16 protein-coding genes are annotated in these 23,525 nt (G+C 62.7%); 4 read left to right on the top strand and 12 right to left on the bottom strand.

The window, feature by feature from the left end; all coding sequences use genetic code 11:
• Positions 1-106: 106 nt before the first annotated feature.
• The 5 genes from xdhC to JOD78_RS08695 form a co-directional block, all read right to left on the bottom strand.
• Positions 107-1,174, bottom strand: a complete 1,068-nt coding sequence (xdhC, locus tag JOD78_RS08715; protein WP_209567199.1) for a xanthine dehydrogenase accessory protein XdhC — start codon at positions 1,172-1,174, stop codon at positions 107-109.
• A gap of 19 nt (positions 1,175-1,193) precedes the next feature.
• The gene (gene xdhB / locus JOD78_RS08710) at positions 1,194-3,563 is read right to left on the bottom strand and encodes a xanthine dehydrogenase molybdopterin binding subunit (protein ID WP_204725757.1); all 2,370 of its coding nucleotides are present in this window, start codon (positions 3,561-3,563) and stop codon (positions 1,194-1,196) included.
• Positions 3,564-3,594: 31 nt separating this feature from the next.
• Positions 3,595-5,079, bottom strand: a complete 1,485-nt coding sequence (gene xdhA, locus JOD78_RS08705) for a xanthine dehydrogenase small subunit (protein ID WP_209567197.1) — start codon at positions 5,077-5,079, stop codon at positions 3,595-3,597.
• Between the two features lie 326 nt (positions 5,080-5,405).
• Positions 5,406-6,707 carry an NCS2 family permease gene (locus JOD78_RS08700; protein ID WP_039784743.1) on the bottom strand — a complete coding sequence of 434 codons (1,302 nt, stop codon included), beginning with the start codon at positions 6,705-6,707 and terminating at the stop codon, positions 5,406-5,408.
• An 837-nt stretch (positions 6,708-7,544) separates the two neighbouring features.
• Entirely contained in the window at positions 7,545-8,462 is a 918-nt protein-coding gene (locus JOD78_RS08695; RefSeq protein ID WP_121044884.1) for a LysR family transcriptional regulator, read from the bottom strand.
• 161 nt (positions 8,463-8,623) lie between these two features.
• Between JOD78_RS08695 and gcl the strand changes: the two genes are divergently transcribed.
• The 4 genes from gcl to pyk all read left to right on the top strand — a co-directional run bounded on the left by gcl (position 8,624) and on the right by pyk (position 13,663).
• Positions 8,624-10,399 carry a glyoxylate carboligase gene (gene gcl / locus JOD78_RS08690; RefSeq protein ID WP_209567195.1) on the top strand — a complete coding sequence of 592 codons (1,776 nt, stop codon included), beginning with the start codon at positions 8,624-8,626 and terminating at the stop codon, positions 10,397-10,399.
• Between the two features lie 17 nt (positions 10,400-10,416).
• On the top strand, positions 10,417-11,205 hold the full coding sequence (hyi, locus tag JOD78_RS08685) for a hydroxypyruvate isomerase (RefSeq protein WP_121044880.1): 789 nt from the start codon (positions 10,417-10,419) through the stop codon (positions 11,203-11,205).
• Between the two features lie 42 nt (positions 11,206-11,247).
• On the top strand, positions 11,248-12,138 hold the full coding sequence (locus JOD78_RS08680; RefSeq protein ID WP_088754984.1) for a 2-hydroxy-3-oxopropionate reductase: 891 nt from the start codon (positions 11,248-11,250) through the stop codon (positions 12,136-12,138).
• 106 nt (positions 12,139-12,244) lie between these two features.
• Positions 12,245-13,663: a pyruvate kinase gene (pyk, locus tag JOD78_RS08675; protein WP_209567193.1), complete on the top strand. Its 1,419-nt coding sequence runs from the start codon at positions 12,245-12,247 to the stop codon at positions 13,661-13,663.
• 79 nt (positions 13,664-13,742) lie between these two features.
• On the opposite strand, the gene JOD78_RS08670 is transcribed toward pyk, so the two are convergent.
• From JOD78_RS08670 to JOD78_RS08640, 7 genes are all read right to left on the bottom strand, one after another.
• A complete protein-coding gene (locus tag JOD78_RS08670) occupies positions 13,743-14,165 on the bottom strand; it encodes a DUF2846 domain-containing protein (protein WP_245202013.1) in 423 nt (140 codons plus the stop codon).
• 52 nt (positions 14,166-14,217) lie between these two features.
• Positions 14,218-14,712: a hypothetical protein gene (locus JOD78_RS08665; RefSeq protein ID WP_209567191.1), complete on the bottom strand. Its 495-nt coding sequence runs from the start codon at positions 14,710-14,712 to the stop codon at positions 14,218-14,220.
• Positions 14,713-14,928: 216 nt separating this feature from the next.
• A complete protein-coding gene (locus JOD78_RS08660) occupies positions 14,929-16,476 on the bottom strand; it encodes a methyl-accepting chemotaxis protein (protein WP_209567189.1) in 1,548 nt (515 codons plus the stop codon).
• A 22-nt stretch (positions 16,477-16,498) separates the two neighbouring features.
• Entirely contained in the window at positions 16,499-17,875 is a 1,377-nt protein-coding gene (locus tag JOD78_RS08655) for an 8-oxoguanine deaminase (protein ID WP_209567186.1), read from the bottom strand.
• Between the two features lie 653 nt (positions 17,876-18,528).
• Positions 18,529-20,292 carry an allantoate amidohydrolase gene (locus JOD78_RS08650; protein WP_209567184.1) on the bottom strand — a complete coding sequence of 588 codons (1,764 nt, stop codon included), beginning with the start codon at positions 20,290-20,292 and terminating at the stop codon, positions 18,529-18,531.
• 255 nt (positions 20,293-20,547) lie between these two features.
• Positions 20,548-21,942: a nucleobase:cation symporter-2 family protein gene (locus tag JOD78_RS08645; RefSeq protein WP_121044866.1), complete on the bottom strand. Its 1,395-nt coding sequence runs from the start codon at positions 21,940-21,942 to the stop codon at positions 20,548-20,550.
• A 277-nt stretch (positions 21,943-22,219) separates the two neighbouring features.
• Positions 22,220-23,164, bottom strand: a complete 945-nt coding sequence (locus JOD78_RS08640) for a LysR substrate-binding domain-containing protein (protein ID WP_209567182.1) — start codon at positions 23,162-23,164, stop codon at positions 22,220-22,222.
• Positions 23,165-23,525: the final 361 nt, after the last annotated feature.

Genomic DNA, 23,525 nt, shown 5'->3' with positions numbered 1-23,525 from the left:
TGACGATGCTTTCCGTGTTGCGAGAGTGGAATCGAAGGGGAATCCGGTGCGATCAGCCAAAACGTGTCGACAGGATTCCCGGAAGGGGTGACGGCAGGGTGTTCCTTCAGCCTCTGCCGTCCAGAGCGTGTGTGGCCAGACTCAGTGGCCATGCCTTGGGTTTGGGTTGGGTAAAGCGCAGTTCCCACAGTTGCATCAGTTGTGCCACCACCGCAATGGCGATGCTGGCCGGTTCCTTGCCATAGATGCCGGGGATGCCGATGGGGCAGGTGATACGTTCCAGCTGCGCCGCCGAGAAACCGCGCTCCGAGAGGCGATGCTCGAACTGCTTGCGCTTGGTGATGGACCCGATCAGCCCGAACCACGCCGCATCTTCACGCTTGAGGATGCGTTCGCTCAGTTGCTGGTCGAGGGCGTGGCTGTGGGTCATCACGAGATAATACGCGCCGGGTTCGGCCATGTCGACCGCGGCATTGGGCACGTCGGTGGCCTCGATGCGGATCTGCGGCGGCAGGCCCGGCGGGAACATGTCCTCGCGCTCATCCACCCACAGCACCCGGCAAGGCAGGGTCGACAAGACCTTGACGATGGCCGCTCCCACATGCCCGGCGCCGAACAGCACCACCTGCGGCTGATGTGCCCGGCACAGGTCTAGCAGCCAGCGACGGCCCTGGTCATCGCGCACCAGCTGTGTCTGGTGTGCGTGACGGATGACCTCCGGCGGCAGGCTGAGGTCAGATGCATCGTTCTCCAGCAGTTGCAGGGGCGCGTCGTGATCCAGCGGCAAGGCGCGCCAGCGGTCAGTGCCGCTGCACCACGCCTGCTCCAGCGCCTGCCAGGTGTGCAAGGAGGTAGCCTCGGTATCGATACGCTCGAAACAGAGAAACACCACACCGCCGCAACACTGTCCCAGGCTCGGCCCGAGCGCGATGCGTTCCAGTCGTCGCTGATCGGCCAGCGCGTCGGAATCCGCCGCCAGCATGGCCCGCGCGATCTGCGCCGCACGCCATTCGAGGTGGCCACCGCCGATGGTGTCGAACTGGCCCTCGGCGGTGTAGAGCATGCGCGCCCCTGGCTCGCGCGGGGTCGATCCCTGGATCTGCGCCACCGTCACCAGCACTGCCGGGATGCTGTCCTGCTGCATCAGACGTAATGCGCTCAACCATGTGCTCATGATGTTTCTCCGCCGCGTATTACTGGGTCAGCGTGGCCGCGCGCACGGCATCGACCGCATCGAGGATGGCCTCGCTGGTGGCCGGTGCGCGCAGCGGCGGATTGATGCGATGCGCGCCCACCGACGAGACCGCATCGCGGATCGCCAGGAACACCGAGAACGGCAGCAGCAGCGGCGGCTCACCGACCGCCTTGGAGCGGTGGATGGTGTCGGACACATTGCTGTTGGCATACAGTTCCGTGCGGAAGGCTTCCGGACAATCCGAGATGGCCGGGATCTTGTAGGTGGAAGGGGCATGCGTCATCAGCTTGCCGTCCTTGTTCCACCACAGTTCCTCGGTGGTCAGCCAGCCCATGCCCTGGATGAAACCGCCTTCGACCTGGCCGATGTCCAGCGCCGGGTTCAGGCTTTCGCCGGCGTCATACAGCAGGTCGGCCTGCAGCAGTTTCCATTCGCCGGTGAGGGTGTCGATCACCACTTCCGACACCGCCGCCGCATAGGCGAAATAGAAGAAGGGATGGCCGTGCATGCGCTTTGCATCCCAATGCACCTTCGGTGTGGAATAGAAACCATCGGACCACAATTGCACGCGTTGCAGGTAAGCCTTCATCACCAGCTCGACGAAGGGCAGGGATTGCTCTCCCGCCAGCACCAGGCCATCGGCAAAGCGCACCGTTGCGGCCTCCACGCCAAAATGACGAGCCGCCACATCGGCCAGCCGCGCGCGGATCTGCAGGGCGGCGTCCTGCGCGGCCTTGCCGTTGAGATCGCTGCCGGTGGAGGCGGCGGTGGCCGAGGTGTTGGCGATCTTGCTGGTATCGGTGGCGGTGCAGCGCACCTGCTCCAGCGGCACGCCCAGGGCGTTGGCCACTACCTGCGCGACCTTGGTATTGAGGCCCTGGCCCATCTCGGTACCACCGTGATTGACCAGCACCGAGCCATCGGTATAGACGTGCACCAGCGAGCCGGCCTGGTTCAGGTGCGGCACGTTGAAGGAAATGCCGAACTTCACCGGCGTGAGCGCCAGGCCTTTTTTCAACACCGTGCTGCCCGCATTGAACTCGGCCACGGCGCGGCGGCGTTCTTGATAACGGCTGCTGCGTTCGAGCTGATCGACCAGACCATGGATGACGTTGTCTTCCACCTTCTGGCCATAGTGGGTGACGTTGCGTGCCTCCGGTCCCTCGGCATCGCTGGGCCCGTAGAAATTGTTGCGACGGACCTCCAGCGGATCGCGTCCCAGATTGCGGGCGATGTCGTCGAGGATGTATTCGATGGCCAGCGCACCCTGCGGTCCGCCGAAGCCGCGGAAGGCGGTATTGGATTGCGTGTTGGTCTTGCCGCACATGGCGTGGATTTCCACGTCCGAGAGATAGTAGGCATTGTCGAAGTGGCAGACCGCGCGCGTGGCCACCGGGCCGGACAGGTCGGCCGAGAAACCGGCGCGCGAGATCATGTCGATCTTGGCCGCGAGGATGCGCCCGTCATCGTCATACCCGATCTCGTAGTCATAGGCAAAGCAATGGCGCTTGCCGGTGACCATCATGTCGTCATCGCGGTCGGCGCGCAGCTTCACCGGGCGCCGCAGCTTGGCCGCTGCAACCGCCGCTGCGCAAGCCCACAGCGCCGATTGCGATTCCTTGCCGCCGAAGCCGCCGCCCATGCGCCGGCATTCCACCAGCACATCGTGCGAAGCCAGTTTCAGAACGGTGGCAATGTGGTGCTGCATCTCGCTGGGGTGCTGGGTCGAGCAATACACGTGCATGCCGCGTCCCTCCTTGGGGATGGCATAGGAGATCTGTCCTTCCAGATAGAACTGTTCCTGCCCGCCCACATCGAATTGCCCGCGCAGCTTGTGCGGTGCCAGTGCCAGCGCCACCGCCGGTTCGCCGCGCGACAGATGCATCGGCGGCAGCACGTAGGATTGCGCCGCATGGGCATCACGCGGGGTCAGGATGGGCGGCAGTTCTTCGTAGTCGATCACGGCCAGGCGGGCCGCGCGGCGGGCCTGGTCATGGCTGTCGGCCACCACGATGAAGACCGGCTGGCCCACGTATTGCACCAGGCCATCGGCCAGTACCGGGTCGTCGTGAATGATGGCGCCACATTCGTTCTCGCCCGGAATATCGGCAGCGGTGAAGACGGCACGCACACCGGGGGCAGCCTTGACCTTCTCCAGGTCGATGCCGCGCACCCGCGCATGGGCCTTTTGCGACAGGCCCAGCGCTGCATGCAGGGTGCCGTGCAGTTCGGCGATGTCATCGGTATAGGTGGCTTCGCCGGTCACGTGCAGGATCGCCGATTCATGCGGATGCGGCTTGCCCACGGTGGCCCAGTCCTTGGGCGGCTGCACCAGGGTGTTGAGGAATTGTTCGGTTTGCTTGTTCATGCGGTTCTCCTGCAGGTTCGGTCCAAGGGCTTCACGCGGCGCTGATCGCGAAGGCGCGCACATCCTGGCGCGCCAGGGGCGCATCGGTGCGCGTTTCCAGCCAATAGCGATAGAGCAGGTTCTGCGCCGTGCGCAAGCGATAGGCGGCGCTGGCCCGCATGTCCGACAGCGGTGCGTAATCCTGTGCCAGTGCGGCCATGGCCGCCTGCACTTGCGCTTCGCTCCAGGCGCCGCCTTGCAGCAGTGCTTCGGCGTGGGCCGCACGCTTGGGGGTGGCGGCCATGCCGCCGAAGGCGATGCGCGCCTCGGCGATGGTGTCGCCGTCCATGCGCAGCGCGAAGGCGGCACAGACCGCAGAGATGTCCTGATCGAAGCGCTTGGAGAGTTTGTAAACCCGGAAGCGCACGTCCTTGCGCGGCAGCGGGATGCGCACGGCCTGCACCACTTCATCGGCTTGCAGGGCCGACTTCTGATAAGCCAGGTAGAAATCTTCCAGCGGCATGACGCGCTGGCCACGCACGCTGGCCAGCACGATCTGCGCGCCCAGTGCGATCAGCCAGGGCATGGAGTCGCCGATGGGCGACCCGTTGGCGACGTTGCCGCCCAGCGTGCCGGCATTGCGCACGGGCAGGGAGGCGAAGCGCTGCCACAGTTCCGACAGCTCGTCCGGATAGTGGCGCGCGGCTTCGGCGTAAGCCTCTTCCAGCGAGACGCCGGCCCCGATCTCCAGCATGCCGTCCTGCACCTGCATGGCGCGCAGTTCTTCCACGCGGCCGATATAGACGATATCGCCCAGCTCGCGCATCTGCTTGGTCACCCACAAGCCCACATCGGTGGAGCCGGCCAGGATGCGCGCCTTGGGCAGGTCGGCGCGCAGTTGCACCAGTTGTGCCAGCGTGCGCGGGGCGTGGAAGGTCTGGCCGGCATGCGTGACGGCCAGCGGCGTGTCCTGATCGATGGCGCGCAGGGCAGTCTTGACGGCCTCGCGGTCGAACTCGACCTTGGGCAATTCACCCATGCGGCGTGCCGCATCGATGATGGGACGATAGCCGGTGCAGCGGCACAGGTTGCCGGAGAGGGCGTCGTCGATCTCGCGCTTGTCGGGCGTGATGCCGTCCTTGTCATGCTTCAGGTACAGGCCCCACAACGACATCACGAAGCCCGGCGTGCAGAAGCCGCACTGTGAGCCATGGCATTCCACCATGGCCTGCTGCACCGGATGCAGGCAGCCGTCGGCTTGCTTCAGGTCTTCCACGGTGAACAAGGCGCGGCCGTCCAGCGTCGGCAGGAATTGGATGCAGGCATTGACCGTCTTCAGTTCCAGCTGGTCATCGCGCAGTTCACCCACGACCACGGTGCAGGCCCCGCAATCGCCTTCGGCACAGCCTTCCTTGGTGCCGGTGCAATGCAGGTCCTCGCGCAGATGCTGCAGAACGGTGCGGGTCGTGGGTTGGCCTGCTACTTCGTGGGTCTGGCCGCGAAAGTAGAACTGGATGGGGCGGGTGGTCTCTGGCATTTGGCTTTACTCGAATTTGGATTGTCTACAAAACAGACTGCTTTATGGCGCGCTCCAGGGCGTATCGTGGGGCGTGCTTCTTGTTGTTGGATCTGCTTTCAGGCGGCACCTCCGCTTGGGGCGGTGGCCGGCCTGTGGTGTCTCCCGTGGCCAGATGGCATTCAAGAAACGTGCCGGGGTCGTCAAAAGAGGAAACGGATTGTCCGCGCGCGATTGTTGCGGACGATTGTCGGGCTCCCTCTTGTCACGATCCCGAAGAGGCGGCCGGTTTGTTACCGGGCTGCCTCTTCGATTTTTCCTTTTACTTCATGAGGCCGCTTGGCCGCTCATTCACCGCCGAGGTAGATGATCTTGAACAGGAAGATCGCGGCGATGATCCAGATTACCACTGATACATCCTTCATACGACCCGTCAGCAGCTTCAATCCGGCATAGCTGATGAAGCCCAGTGCCAGGCCATTGGCAATGGAGTAGGTGAAGGGCATCACCAATGCGGTGATCACGGCCGGTACGCATTCGGTGGTGTCTTCCCAGTCGATGTGCACCAGTTCGCGCAGCATCAGGCAGGCCACGAAGAACAGTGCCGGTGCCGTGGCGTAGGCGGGGACCACGCCGGCCAGCGGGGCGATGAACAGGCACAGCAGGAACAGCACGGCAATGGCGACCGCAGTCAGGCCGGTGCGGCCACCGGCCTGCACGCCGGCAGCGCTTTCGATGTAGGCGGTGGTGGAGGAGGTGCCCAGCAGGGAGCCGGCGACAATGGCGGTGCTGTCGGCCATGAGGGCCTTGTTCAGGCGTTCCATCTTGCCGTCCTTCATCAGGCCGGCACGGGTGGCCACGCCCATCAGGGTGCCGGTAGCGTCAAACAGCTCGACCAGGAAGAACACCAGCACCACATTCAACAGGCCCATGGAAATGGCACCCTTGATGTCCAGCTGCAGGAAGGTCGGGGCGATCGAGGGCGGGGCGGCGAAGATGCCCGAGAAATGGTTGCCGCCAAAGACGAAGGACAGCACCGTCACCAGCAGGATGCCGATCAGCAGCGCGCCACGCACCTTCAATCGGTCCAGCGCCACGATCACCAGGAAGCCGATGATGGCCATCACCGGGGCCGGCTGGTGCAGGTCGCCGAGGGTGACGAAGGTGGCTGGGTTGGCAGCGACGATGCCGGCGCTCTTCAGGGAAATGATCGCCAGGAACAGTCCGATGCCGGCCGGGATGGCCGTGCGCAAGGACTGCGGGATGCTCTTGATGATCAGCTCACGTACCCGCAGCACGCTCACCAGCAAAAACAGGCAGCCCGAAATCAGCACCGCGCCCAGCGCAGCCTGCCACGGGAAACCCATGCCCTTGACCACGGCATAGGCAAAGTAGGCATTCAAGCCCATGCCAGGCGCCAGGCCAATCGGATAGTTGGCATACAGGCCCATGATCAGCGTGCCCACCGCCGCCGCCACACAGGTGGCCACAAACACCGAGTCCTTGGGCATGCCGGCATCGCCCAAAATGCTGGGGTTGACGAAGATGATGTAAGCCATCGTCAAAAAGGTGGTCAGGCCGGCCAGCAACTCCGTGCGGACGGTGGTGCCGTTCTCTTCCAGGCGGAAGAACTTGTTCAAGGCGTTCATTGTGGGTTGTCTCCGTTTGGTCCGTTTTTATGCGCCGGAAAACTTGCCTGGCATTGGCGCTGTGCATGCGCTTGAGCATGCGTCAGGGCCGGGGGCAGGCAAAAAATGGGCGGTGCTGGTGGGGGTGCTTTTCGCATTGTTTTGGCAGCGTTGCTAATGTCGTTGAATTTCATCTGAGGGATGTAAGGGATGGCACATAGCCATTATTAACCTGGAGTTATAAGTGGGATTTTCGGCGGAAATCAGCGCTGGCGCTGGAGATTGTTGCTGCGCATTGGTGACACGGAGGTATGGAATCTTGTGTTTCGCAGGCGAGATTTTGCCAGTTTTATCTGGCGGGGGCTTTTTGGGGCTTGGTTTGTTGTTTCGTGGAAATTATTTACTTGCTTGCTTGCTTGCTTGAGTAGTCTGCACGGAATGCTTTCCTGCGCTCTAGCTTAATTATTTTCTCTCTCCGGTCGGGAGAACGCGCCGGGAGCGGCCCGGCAGCCGCTCACTTTTCTTGTCTCGCCAAGAAAAGTAAGCAAAAGAAGGCGACCCCAAAGAGCCAGCCCTCCTGCGGAGGGTCCCCGCCGCAGCAGAGCGAAAAGTGGGAAGGATAGAGTCGCTTCGCTCCCACTATCCTTCTGATCCACTTTTCGCTCCGCTGCGGCGGCTGGCTCTATGGGGACCACCCCATACGGGCTCGCCTTCGGCCTCGCCCTTTCTCGCTCGCCTGCGGCCTCGGCCGCACTCGCCTGCGGCTTCGTCGGCTTTGGTTTTGCCCTTGTTTTATCGACGCCCGTTCGTCCTGAGTAGGCCCGTCAGGCCCGTATCGAAGGCGCACCGTCCCCTGTTTCACACCTTCCGCGCCCGATTCCAGTAATCCTGTTGCCCGTAAACGTCCTTCAAGTAATCAATGAAAAACCGCGTCTTCGCCGGCAAATGCCGCTGCTGCGGATACACCGCCATGATGTCGTAATGCGGCAAAGCATACTCATCCAACACCGTCACCAACTCCCCCGACGCCAACTGCGCCTGGATCTCCCACGTCGACCGCCACGCCAGCCCCAATCCCTCACTGGCCCAACGATGCAGCAATTCCCCATCGTTGCAATCAAGATTACCCTGTACCTTGGCAATCACCGGCTTGCCGCCCTGCTGGAAATACCACCCGCGCTGCTGCCCACCCTGCAAATTGAACGCCAGGCAGTTGTGCTGCGCCAGATCATCCAGCGTGCGCGGAACACCATGACGATGCAAATACTCCGGCGCCGCACACACCACCCGCCGGTTGCTCGCCAACCGCACCGCCACAAAACTCGGCTCAATCGCCCCCCCAATGCGGATGCCCAGGTCATACCCCTCACGCACCAGATCCACCACGCGATCCGTCAGATTGAATGAAATCTGCACCTCCGGATGCGCCGCCAAAAACGCCGGCGCATGCGGCGCCACATGCAGCCGCCCATACGCCGCCGGGGTCGAGACCACCAGGTGGCCTGTGGCCTTGTGGCGCCCCTCGGCAATGCTCTTCTCGGCCGTGTCCATCTGCTCCAGCAACTTGCGGCAATGATCCAGGAACACGCTGCCCTGCTCCGTCAACGTCAAATGCCGCGTCGTGCGATGCATGAGCTTGGTGCCCAAACGCTTCTCCAACGCATCAATGCGCCGCCCCATCATCACCGGCGTCACCTTGTCTTCCAGCGCCGCCGCTGCCAGGCTGCCCTTGTCCACCACCAGCACGAATGCTTCGATCTGCTTGAGTTTGTCCATCAATCCCTCCCGGCCTGAGTGTAATTCAATACTTTTTGGATGTTTCCATACTTTTTCTCAGTAATCAGTGGACTGTGATGATACTTATCATCCGGATTTGTAATGACTAGCATGGCCTCCAGCGATCACACATCCACCAACGGACATCCTGGAGAACGAGCATGGCAAAGATGAGAGCAGTCGACGCGGCAGTGCACGTATTGGTCAAGGAAGGCTGCCTGCAAGCCTTCGGCGTGCCCGGCGCCGCCATCAATCCCTTCTACTCGGCATTGAAGAAACACGGCGGCATCAGCCACATCCTCGCCCGCCACGTGGAGGGCGCCTCCCACATGGCCGAAGGCTATACCCGCGCCAAGGCCGGCAACATCGGGCTGTGCATCGGTACCTCGGGGCCGGCCGGGACCGACATGATCACCGGGCTCTATTCCGCCCAGGCCGATTCCATCCCCATCCTCTGCGTCACCGGCCAGGCCCCCCGCGCCCGGCTCTACAAGGAAGACTTCCAGGCCGTCGACATCGAATCCATCGCCAAGCCCGTCACCAAATGGGCCGTCACCGTGCGCGAACCAGCCCTGGTGCCGCGCGTGTTCCAGCAAGCCTTCCACCTCATGCGCTCCGGCCGCCCCGGCCCGGTCCTGATCGACCTGCCCTTCGATGTGCAGATGGCCGAGATCGATTTCGACCCCGATACCTACGCGCCGCTCCCGGTCTATCGTCCCGCCGCCACCCGCACCCAGATCGAGAAGGCCTTCGACATGCTTAACGCGGCCCAGCGCCCGCTGCTGACCATCGGCGGCGGCGTGGTCAACGCCGATGCGTCCGCACTGGCCGTGGAGTTCGCCGAGATCACCGGCATCCCCGTGATCCCGACCCTCATGGCCTGGGGTGCGATCGCCGATGATCACCCGCAGATGGCCGGCATGGTCGGCCTGCAAACCAGCCACCGCTATGGCAACGCGACCCTGCTGGCCTCGGACTTCGTGCTCGGCATCGGCAACCGCTGGGCCAATCGCCATACCGGTTCCATCGATGTCTTCACCAAGGGCCGTACCTTCGTCCACGTCGATATCGAACCGACCCAGATCGGCCGCGTCTTCGGTCCGGATTACGGCATCGTCAGCGATGCCGGTGCCGCGCTGAAACTCTTCGTCGAAGTGGCCAAAGAGTGGAAGACCGCCGGCCGCCTGCCCGACCGTTCTGCCTGGCTGGCCGAATGCCAGCAGCGCAAGAAGTCGCTGCAACGGCGCACCCACTTCAATAACACGCCCGTCAAGCCGCAACGCGTGTATGAGGAAATGAACCGCGCCTTCGGCCGTGAGACCTGCTATGTAGCAACCATCGGTCTGTCGCAGATCGCCGCCGCGCAATTCCTGCACGTCTATCGCGATCGCCACTGGATCAATTGCGGCCAGGCCGGGCCGCTGGGCTGGACCATTCCCGCTGCACTGGGCGTGGTGGCGGCCGATCCGCAGAAGAAGGTGGTGGCCATCTCGGGCGACTATGACTTCCAGTTCATGATCGAGGAACTGGCCGTGGGCGCGCAGTTCAAGCTGCCTTACCTGCACGTGCTGGTCAACAACTCCTACCTCGGCCTGATTCGCCAGGCGCAGCGCGGTTTCGAAATGGATTACTGCGTGCAGCTGGCCTTCGAGAACATCAACGCCCCCGAACTGAACGGCTATGGCGTGGACCACGTGGCGGTGGTCGAGGGCCTGGGTTGCAAGGCCATCCGCGTCACCGATCCCAATGCCATCCAGGATGCCTTCGCCCAGGCCCGGCGCTGGATGGCCGAATACCGCGTGCCGGTGGTGGTGGAAATCATCCTCGAACGCGTCACCAATATCGCCATGGGCACCGAGATCGATGCCATCAATGAATTCGAACCCCTGGCCGAACGCGCCGATGATGCGCCCACTGCCATCAGCCTGCTCGACTGAAAACCAAGGAGACTCGCATGACCAAACTCGCCGCCAATCTCACCATGCTGTTTACTGAACAGCCTTTCCTGGAACGCTTCCAGGCCGCATCGCAGGCCGGCTTTCGTGCAGTGGAATTCCTCTTCCCCTACGCCTTCGCGCCGGAACAGATCGCCGATCAATTACGCACGCATCGCCTGCAACTCGTGCTGCACAACCTCCCGGCCGGCAACTGGGACGCCGGTGAACGCGGCATCGCCTGCCATCCCGATCGCGTGGCGGAGTTTCGTGCCGGGGTCGATGAGGCGATCCGCTATGCCCGCGCGCTGGAGGTGCCGCAACTCAACTGCCTGGTCGGCATCCTGCCTCCGGGCGTCTCGCGCGAAGCGGCGCGCGAGGTGCTGGTCGGCAATTTGAAATACGCGGCCACGCGCCTGAAGGAGCAGGGCATCCGTCTGCTGATCGAGCCGATCAATCACTTCGACATTCCCGGCTTCTTCCTCAACACCACGCGCCAGGCGGTGGAGCTGATCCTGGCCACGGGCTCGGACAATCTCTTCGTGCAATACGACATCTATCACATGCAGCGCATGGAGGGCGAACTGGCCAACACGCTCAAGGCCAACCTCTCCCTGATCGGCCACGTGCAACTGGCCGACAACCCCGGACGCGGCGAACCCGGTAGCGGCGAAATCAATTACCGCTACCTGTTCAAGTGGCTGGAGGAGATCGGCTATCGCGGCTGGATCGGCTGCGAATACAAACCGCAGGCCGGGACCACCGCCGGACTGGGCTGGATCGCGCAACACGGATTGCAGACAGCTTGATCACATGACAGCAGGATTTCATCTTTCTTGAGGAGATACAGCATGGCAAAAGTTGGATTCATCGGCCTGGGCATCATGGGTGCACCCATGGCGGACAACCTGCAGAAGGGCGGCCACAAGCTCTACCTGCACGACCAGAAAAATCCCCCGGCGCCCTTGCTGGAGGGCGGGGCCACCGTCTGCACGTCGGGTGCGGAAGTGGCGCGGCGCGCCGACATCGTCATCGTCATGGTGCCGGACACGCCCCATGTGCAGGCCGTTCTCTTTGGCGAGAAGGGCGTGGCCGAAGGCCTGTCGCCGGGCAAGATCGTGGTGGACATGAGCTCCATCTCGCCCATCGCCACCAAGGAGTTCGCGCAGAAGATCAATGCGCTCGGCTGCCAATATCTGGACGCGCCGGTCTCGGGCGGTGAAGTGGGCGCCAAGGCGGCCTCGCTCACCATCATGGTCGGCGGTTCGGAATCGGCCTTCAACGACGTCAAGCCGCTGTTTGAACTGATGGGCAAGAACATCACCCTGGTCGGCGGCAACGGCGATGGCCAGACCACCAAGGTCGCCAACCAGATCATCGTGGCCCTGAACATCCAGGCCGTGGCCGAGGCCTTGCTCTTCGCTTCCAAGGCCGGAGCCGATCCGGCACGGGTGCGGCAGGCGCTCATGGGTGGATTTGCCTCCTCGCGCATCCTTGAAGTGCACGGCGAGCGCATGGTCAAACGGACTTTCGCGCCGGGCTTCCGCATCGAGCTGCACCAGAAGGATTTGAACCTGGCCCTGCAAGGCGCCAAGGCACTGGGCATCAGCTTGCCCAATACTGCCGCGGCCCAGGAGCTGATGAACGCCTGCGCGGCCAATGGGCTGGCGGGGATGGATCACTCGGCGCTGTGCCGGGCGGTGGAGATCCTGTCCAATCACGAGATCGCCAAGGCTTCCTGAGCGGGCCGCATCATCGCCAAGAGGGCTTGCCGGGGGCAAGCCCTCATCGCTTGCGCCTTCGCGCATGTCGTCCACGCCATCACAACCTGTATTACGGGAGATTCCTATGCGCCGCCTGCGCCAGGCCAAAATCGTCGCCACCCTGGGTCCCTCCAGCGCCACGCCGGAGATGATCCGCGCGCTCTTCGACGCCGGGGCTGACGTATTTCGTTTCAACTTCAGCCACGGCAGCCACGCCGATCATCACGCGCGTTACCAGATCGTGCGCCAGGTGGAGCGCGAAATCGGCCGCCCCATCGGCGTGCTGGCCGACCTGCAGGGACCCAAGCTGCGCATCGGCCAGTTCGACGGGGGCAGGGCAGTGCTGCAGGCCGGACAGGCGTTCACGCTCGATCGTGATGCCTCCCCCGGCGACCAGCACCGCGTCTGCCTGCCCCATCCAGAATTGTTCGAGGCCATTCAAGCAGGACAAAGCCTGCTCATTGATGACGGCAAGCTGCGCCTGCAGGTAGAAGCCAGCGATGGCCATGCCATTCGCACGCGCGTGGTCAATGGCGGCGTGGTCTCCGACCGCAAGGGCGTCAATGTGCCCGACGCGGTCTTGCCGATTCCTGCGCTCACCGCCAAGGATCGCCGTGATCTGGACTTCGCGCTGGAGATGGGGGCGGACTGGATCGCGCTGTCCTTCGTGCAGCGCCCCGAGGATGTGCTGGAGGCGCGGGCGTTGGTAGCGGGCCGCGCGGCCATCCTCTCCAAGCTGGAGAAACCGGCCGCGCTGGAGCGGCTCGACGAGATCGTGGCGGTGTCGGACGCCATCATGGTGGCACGCGGCGACCTCGGCGTGGAGCTGCCGCCGGAGTGCGTGCCGGGCACGCAAAAGCGCATCCTGCGCGCCTGCCGCCAGCAGGGCAAGCCCATCGTGATCGCCACGCAAATGCTGGAATCGATGATTGCCGCACCGGTACCCACGCGCGCCGAAGTCTCGGATGTGGCCAGTGCCATCTATGACGGATCGGATGCGGTGATGCTGTCGGCCGAGTCGGCCAATGGCAGCTATCCCTTGCAGGCGGTCACGATGATGGACCGGGTGATTGCGGAGGTGGAGAAGGATCCGCTGTATCGCACCCTGATGCAGGCGCAATACGCCACCCCCGAGCGCAACCGGCCCGACGCCATCTGCGCGGCGCTGCGCGACGTCACCGGCATCCTCGGGGCCAGCGCCACCGTGACCTATACCAGCTCGGGGCATACCAGCCTGCGCGCGGCGCGTGAACGGCCTGCTGCGCCCATTTTGAGCATCACGCCGCAACTGGCCACGGCACGGCGGCTGGCGCTGGTGTGGGGCGTGCATTCCACCATCAGCGAAGCCGTGCATGACGAGCGCCAGATGGTCAGCGCCGCCTGCCAGGCGGCCGTGCGGGAAGGATTTGCGCGCAAGGGAGATCAGATCGCGATCACCGCGGGCATGCCCTTCGGACAGCCGGGCAGTACCAATCTGTTGCGGGTGGCGGAGGTGTGGGGGTAGGGGGCCGACACAATGAAAACGACCCCTTGCGACGTTCTGGAGGAGGACGTCACAAGGGGCCGTGCTTCATCATGGCGGCTTACTTTGATTCAGCCAGCTTGCTTTCCTTGACGCCGGCCTGTCCTTCTTCTTCATCGACCAGGTGCAACTTGTTGCGCGCCATCAGGATACCCATCTTCACTTCCTGCCAGATATAGGTCAGTACGCCCGGCTTGGCATCGATCTCCAGCGTTTCGGTATTTTCGGCGGTGGAGGTGATGACGTGCTTGCCAGGCGTCAGCTCCTTGTAGAGATAAGTGTGTGCAGCCGTGCGGCCCAGGGGCGCGCCATCCACCGCGACATCCATGCGCACGGCCGCGCCCATGGTTTCATTGCGATAGATGTAGACGGCACTCTTGTCCTTGTCGATCTTGAATTCCTTGAGTTGTGCATCCTTGGCCGGATCGGCCATGGGTACGGCGCAACCGGACAGCGCTGAGACCAGCGCGAGACTGAACAGCATGGCTTTCATTGGTTTTCCCCTTGGGTTGTGACGGCGATGTCTTTCTTGCTTCTTATTTCTGGAAGGCGCCTGCTTTGGCGGAGCCATTCGTCTCGATCTTCTTGTCGATCACGGTATGCGTTTGTTCTTCCTCGATCCATACCGCGGAATAATCTTCGCCCAGTTCCCCCTTGACCACGTAGACCTTGCCGGCTTCCGGCGTGAACTGGACCTTGCCCTCAACGCGATAGACAGGATTGGTCAAGGCCAGGATGGGCGCGGCATATTGCGTCTCGCCGCGAATGCCCAAGGTGGTGGGTTGGATCGGGAAATCGTGGCTGATCAGGTAGACACGCATGAACAAAAACTTGCCCTGGTTCTCCGCGCGCGTACGCATGGGGGAAGTGAGGACTGACTCGCCATCAACGGTATCGATGTAGAAGATATCGGCTTTTTGGGACGAGTGGCGCTTGGTCGAATCCTTGATGGTTGCCTTCGGCCCCTGATAGTTTTCCGGCAGCGTCTGCTTGAGACTTGCGCAGCCTGTCAATGCGATGGCCGTGGCCAAAGCCAATCCAGTCAATCTCATTTTTCCCCTGACATCTGTGTTGTTGAATGTCTTATTTTTCTACTTCTTCATTTTTCGCCACTGCCCTGCGCTCTCGGCGCAGCTCAGCAATGACGGGAGAAATAATAATCCATCTTGCAAGAGTTGTCAGGGCACCGCTTGCACCTGCGCCGGTTGCAGAGGATCGTGGCGAACCGGCGTTGCGCTCCCCGAGCCTCACGCCTCAAGCCTGAACACTTCCACCGCCTCCCGCAACTGTCCGGCCTGATGGTGCATGGCCTGGGCCGCTGCGGCTGCTTCTTCCACCAGCGCCGCATTCTGCTGGGTCGATTCGTCCATGAGGGTGATGGCACGGTGGATCTCTTCGATGCCACTGCTCTGTTCCCGGCTGGCGGCGCTGATTTCCGTAATGATGGCGTTGACCCGCTGCACGCTCTGCACCACGTCATGCATGGTGCTGCCGGCCTGCTGTACCAGCGTGGCGCCGCTGTCGATGCGGCCCACCGAATCGTTGATCAGCTCCTTGATTTCACGGGCGGCGGTGGCACTGCGTTGTGCCAGTGACCGCACTTCGGAGGCCACCACCGCGAAGCCGCGTCCCTGTTCGCCCGCGCGCGCCGCCTCCACGGCCGCATTCAGGGCCAGGATGTTGGTCTGGAAGGCAATCCCATCAATGACGCTGATGATGTCCACGATCTGGCGCGAGGAGGCATTGATGTCGGCCATCGTCCTGACCACCTGCTCCACCACTGTGCCGCCCTGTACCGCAATGTGCGAAGCATTTCCGGCCAGCTCGGTGGCCTGGCGGGCATTGTCGGCGTTCTGCCTGACGGTGGAGGTCAGTTCTTCCATGGCGGCCGCAGTCTCTTCGATGGAGCCTGCCTGCTGCTCGGTACGCGCCGACAGGTCCAGGTTGCCGCTGGCGATTTCTTCAGCAGCATGATGGATGGTGTCGGTGCCAAGGCGCACGCGGCTGACGATGTTGCGCAGGTTGTCGTTCATCAGTTTCAAGGCCATCATCAGTTCGCCTGTCTCGTCCCGTGACCTCACCTCGACCCGCGCCGACAAGTCGCCTTGCGCCACCCGCCGCGCCACGTCCACCGCATTGACCAGCGGCCGCGCAATGCTGCGCGAGACCAGCCATGCCACGCCCGCCGCCAGCAGCAGGGCAGCCAGCGCCAGGCCGTTGATGATGTTGCGGGCGCTGGCGGAGTCCTGGGTGGCGGCCTCGCCGGCTGCATCCATCAGGCCGCCCTGGTAGTCGAACATGGCATCGAGCGCGATGAAGTACTTGATCTGTACCGGCATGAATTGCTGCGGCAGGTATTGTTTGGCCTCGTCCACCTGGCCCGCCAGTGCCAGGGCCAGGAGCTTGTCGCGCGCCGGTACGTAGGCCTGGCGCGCGGTCATGGCAGCCTCGACGTAGCGCTTGTCTTCTTCGGACCGCGCTACCTCCTTGAGCCTGGCCAGCGACTCGTTCATCTTGCGGTCCGCTGCGGTGGCGTCGGCGACCAGGGCCTTGATGCGTTGCGGATCATCAGTGAGCAGGATGTCGCGGATGTCGAGCGCGATCTTGTTGACCTGGATCTGTACCGTGTTGGCCATCACTGTCTTGGGGTAGCGGTCCTTGACAATCAGGCCGATCCCATCGGCCAGTCGCCCCAGTTGAAGATTGCCCAGTACCGCAATGGCCAGCAACAGCACCATGACGGCTCCGAAACCCAGCGCCAGTCGCGCCCCTATTTTCATGTCTGCAATACGCATGCTGCTTTTCCTTTTGCCCATGTCAGCGCGCCGCTTCGGCGAGCTGGTACGCGAGATGATTGTGCCGCTCCAGCACCGCCCCCAGGTCAATGGTGGTGAGCTGTCCCTCGCGCACGATCACGCGGCCGTTGATGATGCTGGTGTTCACGTTGGCCGGGGTGCAGAAAACGAGTGCGGCCACCGGATCATGCAGTGCGCCGGCAAAGGCGATCTGGCGCGTGTCGAACATCACGACGTCGGCGGACATGCCGGGCTTGAGCGCGCCGATGTCGTCGCGATTCAAGACCTTGGCGCCGCCCAGCGTAGCCACTTCCAGCGCCTGGCGTGCGGTCATGGCGTCGGGGCCGAAGCCGACACGCTGCAGCAGCATGGCCTGGCGGACTTCGCCCAGCATGTGGGCACTGTCATTGGACGCACTGCCGTCCACGCCCAGGCCGACCGGTACGCCCGCATCCAGCATCTTGCGGATGGGCGCAATGCCGGAGGCCAGCCGCATGTTGGAACAGGGACAGTGCGCCACGCCCGTGCCGGTGCGGGCAAACAGCTCGATGCCATGCTCGTCGAGCTGCACGCAGTGGGCGTGCCAGACGTCGTGGCCGACCCAGCCGCAATCTTCGGCATATTCCGCCGGCGTCATGTTGAATTTCTCGCGGCTGTAGGCAATGTCGTTGACGTTCTCGGCCAGGTGCGTGTGCAGCGATACGCCATAGTGACGCGCCAGGTCGGCGGCCTCGCGCATCAGGTCGCGTGAGACCGAGAAGGGGGAGCAAGGGGCGACGACGATGCGCTGCATGGCGTGGCGCTGGCTGTCGTGGTAAGTCTCGATGAGACGCTGCGTGTCCTTCAGGATGGCAGGCTCTTCTTCCACCACACGGTCCGGCGGCAATCCTCCCTTGGACTGGCCTACGCTCATGGCACCTCGCGCTCCGTGGAATCGCATGCCGATCTGGGCCGCGGCCTCCAGGCTGTCGTCCAGGCGGGTCTGGTTGGGGTAGATGTAGAGGTGGTCGCTGCTGGTGGTACAGCCCGACAGGATCAACTCTGCCATGGCCGTCAGCGTCGATACCCGGATCATCTCCGGCGTCAGGCCCGCCCAGATCGGATACAGATTGGTCAGCCAGTTGAACAGCTCGCCATTCTGCGCGCTGGGGATCGCACGCGTCAGGCTCTGGTACATGTGGTGGTGCGTGTTGATCAGGCCCGGGATGACCACGTGATTACTGGCATCAATGATCTCGTCCGCCTCTTGCGGCAGATCCTCCGTCTTGCCAACCTGCTCGATGACCTTGCCCCTGATGTAAAGCGCACCATCGGCGATCTCTTCACGGCCCTCGTTCATCGTGACCAGGACGCGCGCGTTCCTGATCAACAGCGTCTTGCCTGTTGCTTGCTCTTGCATGATGTTGGACTCCTTCTTGGCTTCCTTGTTGATGTGTTTGACTTGCGGGTCGGCGCAGGTGACAGGGGGGAGTCCCTTTCTTGCCCTATTAACGACTGCGACGGGTGGGGTTGTTGGGAGGGTTTAGGTCCGTTTAATGCTGGTTTTGTTTTGCGTTAAGGTTTGCTTAATGCTGGTGTTTCGCTGTTTTTGCTGTTTTTGCTGGTTTTGTGTTTTGGGTAGTCTGCACGGATCGCTTTCCTGCGCTCTAGCTTAATTACTTTCTCTCTCCGGTCGGAAGAACGCGCCGGGAGCGGCCCGGCAGCCGCTCACTTTTCTTGTCTCGCCAAGAAAAGTAAGCAAAAGAAGGCGACCCCAAAGAGCCAGCCCTCCTCCGGAGGGTCCCCGCCGCAGCGAAGCGAAAAGTGGGAAGGATAGAGTCGCTTCGCTCCGGCTATCCTTCTGATCCACTTTTCGCTCCGCTGCGGCGGCTGGCTCTATGGGGACCACCCCCACTCGGGCTCGCCTGCGGCTTCGCCCTTTTTTGCTCGCCTGCGGCTTCGGTCGTACTCGCCTGCGGCGTCGTCCGGCCCGGTGCTGCAAGTTCCCGTTCGGACTGAGTAGCGGCGCAGCCGCGTATCGAAGACGCGCAGAACGCTAAATCATATAAATCATTAACGCTTCGCCTCAAAACTGCGCAGGAAATCCAGCAAAATCTGCCCCGATACCTCCGCATCATCCGCCGTCATCGTCTCCAGAGGATTGTGGCTGATGCCGCCATTGCCACATCGCGTAAACAACATGCAGACATCCGTCAGCTTGGCTATCGCCATCGCATCATGCCCGGCTCCGGAAGCCAACTCGAACGGCGTCACCCCCGCACGCTCCGTCGCGGCACGCAACTGATCCATCAGCCACGGCGCACACGGCGCTGCCGCTGCGCTCAAGGTCTCCTCCAGCTTGAAATCAATGCTGCGCCGGCCACAGATCTCCTCGATCTTGCTCAGGATGTCCTTCACCGCCGCCATACGCACATCATCCACCGCCGCACGTATGTCCAGCGACAACTGGCACGCACCCGGAATCACGTTCGTCGACCCGCGCGGTACCTGCAACTGGCCCACCGTGCCCACCAGCGCCGCATGCTGGTCCTGCGAACAACGCTGTTCCACATAAAGGATGATCTCGGCCGCCGCTGCCGCCGCATCCTTGCGCATGTCCATCGGCGTAGTACCGGCGTGGCTGGCCACACCCTTCAACTCCACCAGGTAGCGCGAACTGCCCGCAATCGAGGTGACAATGCCCACCGGCAAATCACGATTGAGCAATACCGGTCCCTGCTCGATGTGTACCTCCACATAGCCCAGGATGTCGGCCGGATCGCGCGCAATCTGCGGGATGGCCGCCACATCATGGCCCGCCTGGGAGATCACCTCGCGCATGCTGATGCCATCCTTGTCCTGCAGGTCCAGCAGCTTCATGTCGAAATGGCCGGTCACCGCATTGCTGCCCAGGAAGGTGCTCTTGAAACGTACGCCTTCTTCTTCCGAAAATCCAATCACCTCGAAATGGAAAGGCAAGGTCTCGCCACGTTCATGCAAATGCTTCACCACCGCAATGGGCAGCAAGATTCCCTCGCGCCCATCGTACTTGCCGCCATTGCGCACCGTGTCGTAGTGCGAACCGGTCAACAAAGTCCTGGCCTGCGGATCGGTGGAAAGATAGCGCCCCACCACGTTGCCCACCGCATCGATATGCACATGCATGCCCGCCTCGCGCATCCACTGCGCAATCTGCTCGGCAGTACGCTGGTGCGTCTCGGTGAGATAAGTGCAGGTGAGCGCGCCTTCGTCTTCCGACAGGGCGCCGATTTCTTCCGCCCACTGCATCACCGTCGCCCCCATCGCCGGGCGATAGCCCAGCAGGTCGTTGATGCGCATCTCGGCAATGCGGCCGATCTGGCGCAGGGCTTCACGCAGTTCGTCTTCCGGCTGGTTGCGCAGGCGGCGGGCAAAGGTGGCGATGATCTGCTGGCGCGTCAGGCCCGCACCAGTGGGGCCCTTCACCGCCAGGATGAAGGGAAAACCGAATTTCGCGTTGTAGTCGGCATTGAGCTGTTGCAGCCGGGCAAATTCTTCCGGGCTGCACAGGTTCAGTCCGGCCTTGGCCTGCTCACCCGTGGACTCGGCCGTCAGCTCGCCGGCAATCGCGGCGCGACCCGCCAGTTCCGGGTGGGCGCGGATCAGGCCCAACTGCTCGGCTCGGCTGGCGTCGGTCACGACCTTGTGCAAGGCCAGCTTGAAGGCGGTGAGATTGCGGAACGGACGCTGCAGCGCCGCCCGCTCGGGAATCCAGGGAGAGTGCTCGTAAATGCCGTGCAAGGCGGCGATGAAGGCCGAAGTCTCGGCTGCGTTCAGGTGTTCCAGTGTCGTCGTCATGTGCTGGCCGGTCGGCTCGCCGCCGGCTCCCTCGCTGTGTTCATGGGTGATGCCGCAAAGCCGACGCCGACATCCCTCATGAAAATCAGGATTGTCGGCACCGATTGTTGTCTGCGGCTGTCGTCTCACGGTCTGCGCCAAAGCCCGCCCGGTGCGGTCTGCAGCGCAGATGAGACTTTAAAACATCTTGGCCCGGATGGCATCAACGGTTTCATCTGGGCCGTATGCGCAGCGGCATATCTCGCCGCACCCGCTTCAGTGATCCGAACTCTGCGCCGCCGCCACCGCATAGCGGGCCACGTCCTCTTCACTGCCCCGGCCATTGAAGAACAGGTTCAATCCGACCGCCATGGCCGAGGCCAGCAGGATGCCGCTGTGGAAGATGGTGCCCAGCAGATGCGGCATCTTGTCGAAGAAGGTCGGCGCAACGATGGGGATCATGCCCACGCCAATGCTGATGGCGACGATGAAGAGATTGTTGCGGTTGCCGTGGAAATCGACCTTGGACAGGATCTTGATGCCGGTCGCCGCCACCATCCCGAACATCACGATGCCGGCACCGCCCAGCACGAATTGCGGAATCGACGCGGCCACGTGCGCCATCTTGGGGAACAGGCCAAACGCAATCAGGATCACCCCGGCCGCCACACAGACGAAACGGCTGCGAATGCCGGTCACGCCCACCAGCCCGACGTTCTGCGAGAAGGAGGTGTAAGGGAAGGTGTTGAAGAGACCGCCGATCACCGTGCCCAGGCCATCCACGCGCAAGCCGCTGGCCAGCGTGCGGTCGTCGATGCGGCGGCCGACGATGTCGCCCAGGGCCATGAACATGCCGGTCGATTCGATCATCGTCACGATCATCACCAGGCACATGCTGATGATGGAGGCAATGTCGAATTGCGGCAGCCCATAGTGAAAGGGCTGGATGAAGGCGAACCAGTCCGCCGCATCCAGCCCGTCAAAGCTGATCTTGCCCAAGGCAAAGGCAATCACGAAACCGACCACCATGCCCATCAACACCGATATGTTGGAGATGAACCCCCGCGTGTACTTGGTGATGAGCAGGATCGAGACCAGCACCACCGCCGCAATCGAAAGCGACAGCGGCGAGCCGTAGTCGGGATTGGGCACCTTCACGAACACCCCGTCGACCAGCTTGCCGATCACCGGCTGTCCACCTGCGGCCCAGTTGATGCCCACGCCCATGAGCGAGACGCCGATCACCGTGATGACGGTACCCGTGACCACCGGCGGAAAGTAGCGCATGAGCTTGCTCATGTAGGGCGAGGCGAGGATGCAGAACACGCCCGAAGCAATCACCGCCCCGTAGATATGCAGGATGTTCAGCTGCGGATTGTTGGCCATGGCCACCATCGGCCCCACGGCGGCAAAGGTCACGCCCATCATGACGGGCATGCGGATGCCGAATTTCCAGAGACCGGCACTCTGGATGATGGTCACCAGCCCGCAGCAGAACAGGTCGGCACTGATGAGGTAGGCGATCTCGGACTTGGGCAGGTTGAGCGCACCACCGATGATGAGCGGCACGGCAATCGCACCGGCATACATCACCAGCACGTGCTGCATGCCGAGGGCAAAGAGCTTGAATACGGGTAGGCGTTCATCCACCGGATGGCGAGTGGCTTGCATGGGATTGTCTCCTGGTATTTTTTATCGATGGAACCTGGCATGTGACCGCGCCACCGTGATCATTCTGAGAGGGTGGCGTGCCTTGCCGCTTGAAGGTGGTTCCGGCCCAGTACCGTGCTCCGCGTCTTGGTGGGGCTTGTGTGCGGATGCCGGTCTGATGCTGGCGATACTAATGCAATCCGGGGAGTGCGATATATAAGCCCCGGCATACCGGCTGGCGCGCCGCCGATATATGCCGGAATGCCCGTTTCCTTTGCCGGAGCGGCCCGGCACCGCTTCAGGCGCGGCCCTGCGCCATCATCTTGGCCGCCGCGCTGACCTGGGCGCGCAGCCATTTGTGCTCGGTGGCTTGGTGCACCCGCTCGTGCCACAGCTGGTAAAAACGCAGTGGCGGGAACTTGATGGGTACCGTATAGCTTTTCAGGCCCAGGAGTTTTTCGTAGAAGCTGGCGAACTGCTGGCCAGCCGTCAGCACCAGGTCGGTCTGCGCCACCATGTAGGGCAGCATGCGGAAGTGCGCCGATTCCACCACCACGTTGCGATGCAGGTTCTGCTTTTCGAGGAAGGTATCGATGGTGCCGTGATAGCCGGGCAGGATCTGCGAGGGCGCGGCGTGCGGCAGCGAAAGATAGTCCTCGATGCTCATGGCGTCGCGCGCGGTGCGCTTGGCGTAGGCGCAGTCAGCGCGCATCAGGCAGACGATGGGATCGTCAAACAGCTTTGACAGGTGCAAATGCGCAGGCGGCTCGTCCCAGTTGGCAATCACCAGGTCCAGTTCCCCGTCCGAGAGCAGGCGCACGTAATCGTTATCCGGACCCAGCGCATGGATGACGATGCGGCTGCGCGGCGACTCGCGCCGCAGGCGGGCGATCACCTCAGTGAAGAAGGGCGTGTTCATGTAGTCGGGCGCGGCGATATGGAAGGTGCGCTCTTCCTCCTGCGGCACGAAGGCAGTCTTGGGCACGAACAGGCGCTCGGTCTCGTCGAGGATGCGCTTGGCGGGTTTCAAGAGGCTCTCGCCATGCTGGGTCGGCACCATGCCGCGCGCGCCGCGCACCAGCAGCGGGTCGCCGGTCAGTTCGCGCAGCTTGCGCAGCGAGGCTGAAATCGAGGGCTGCGGCTGGTTCAGTTTCAGGGCGACCCGCGATACGTTCTTCTCGCAGAGCAGGAGATAGAGAATGCGGATGAGGTGGATGTCGAGATGGTCAGGCAGCCTGGACATGGGAATGTCTCCGGGGTCTTGTGGTGCGGGGCAGGTGACGGTTTTTCGTTCACTCTGGGGCGGCTGCATCGGGGGCAGGCGCATTATCGTTGTCGTGTGCCGGGCCGGCTCGGGCGGCGGCCTGGCGTGATGCGAGCGCAAGCGTCCCACATCCAGGGGGCATTTTTGTATATCGTCATTCGTATGTCAAATATACGTTGATGGCCATGTTTTGCGTGACCCTCACGTTTATCTTTCCTGCAACCGTCCCGCATCAGCAGGATGGCCAAAAAAACAGATGGCATCAGCCATCGGGTCGTAGCGGCAGCACGACGGGAGACCAGCCAGGGCGCCATCAAGGCGCCTGCGCTTCCCGGCGCGC

This window comes from Herbaspirillum sp. 1130 (assembly GCF_017833835.1).
Lineage (GTDB): Bacteria > Pseudomonadota > Gammaproteobacteria > Burkholderiales > Burkholderiaceae_D > Herbaspirillum > Herbaspirillum huttiense.
The sequence above is the reverse complement of the archived record's forward strand: the minus strand, read 5'-3'. Positions and strand labels throughout refer to the sequence as shown.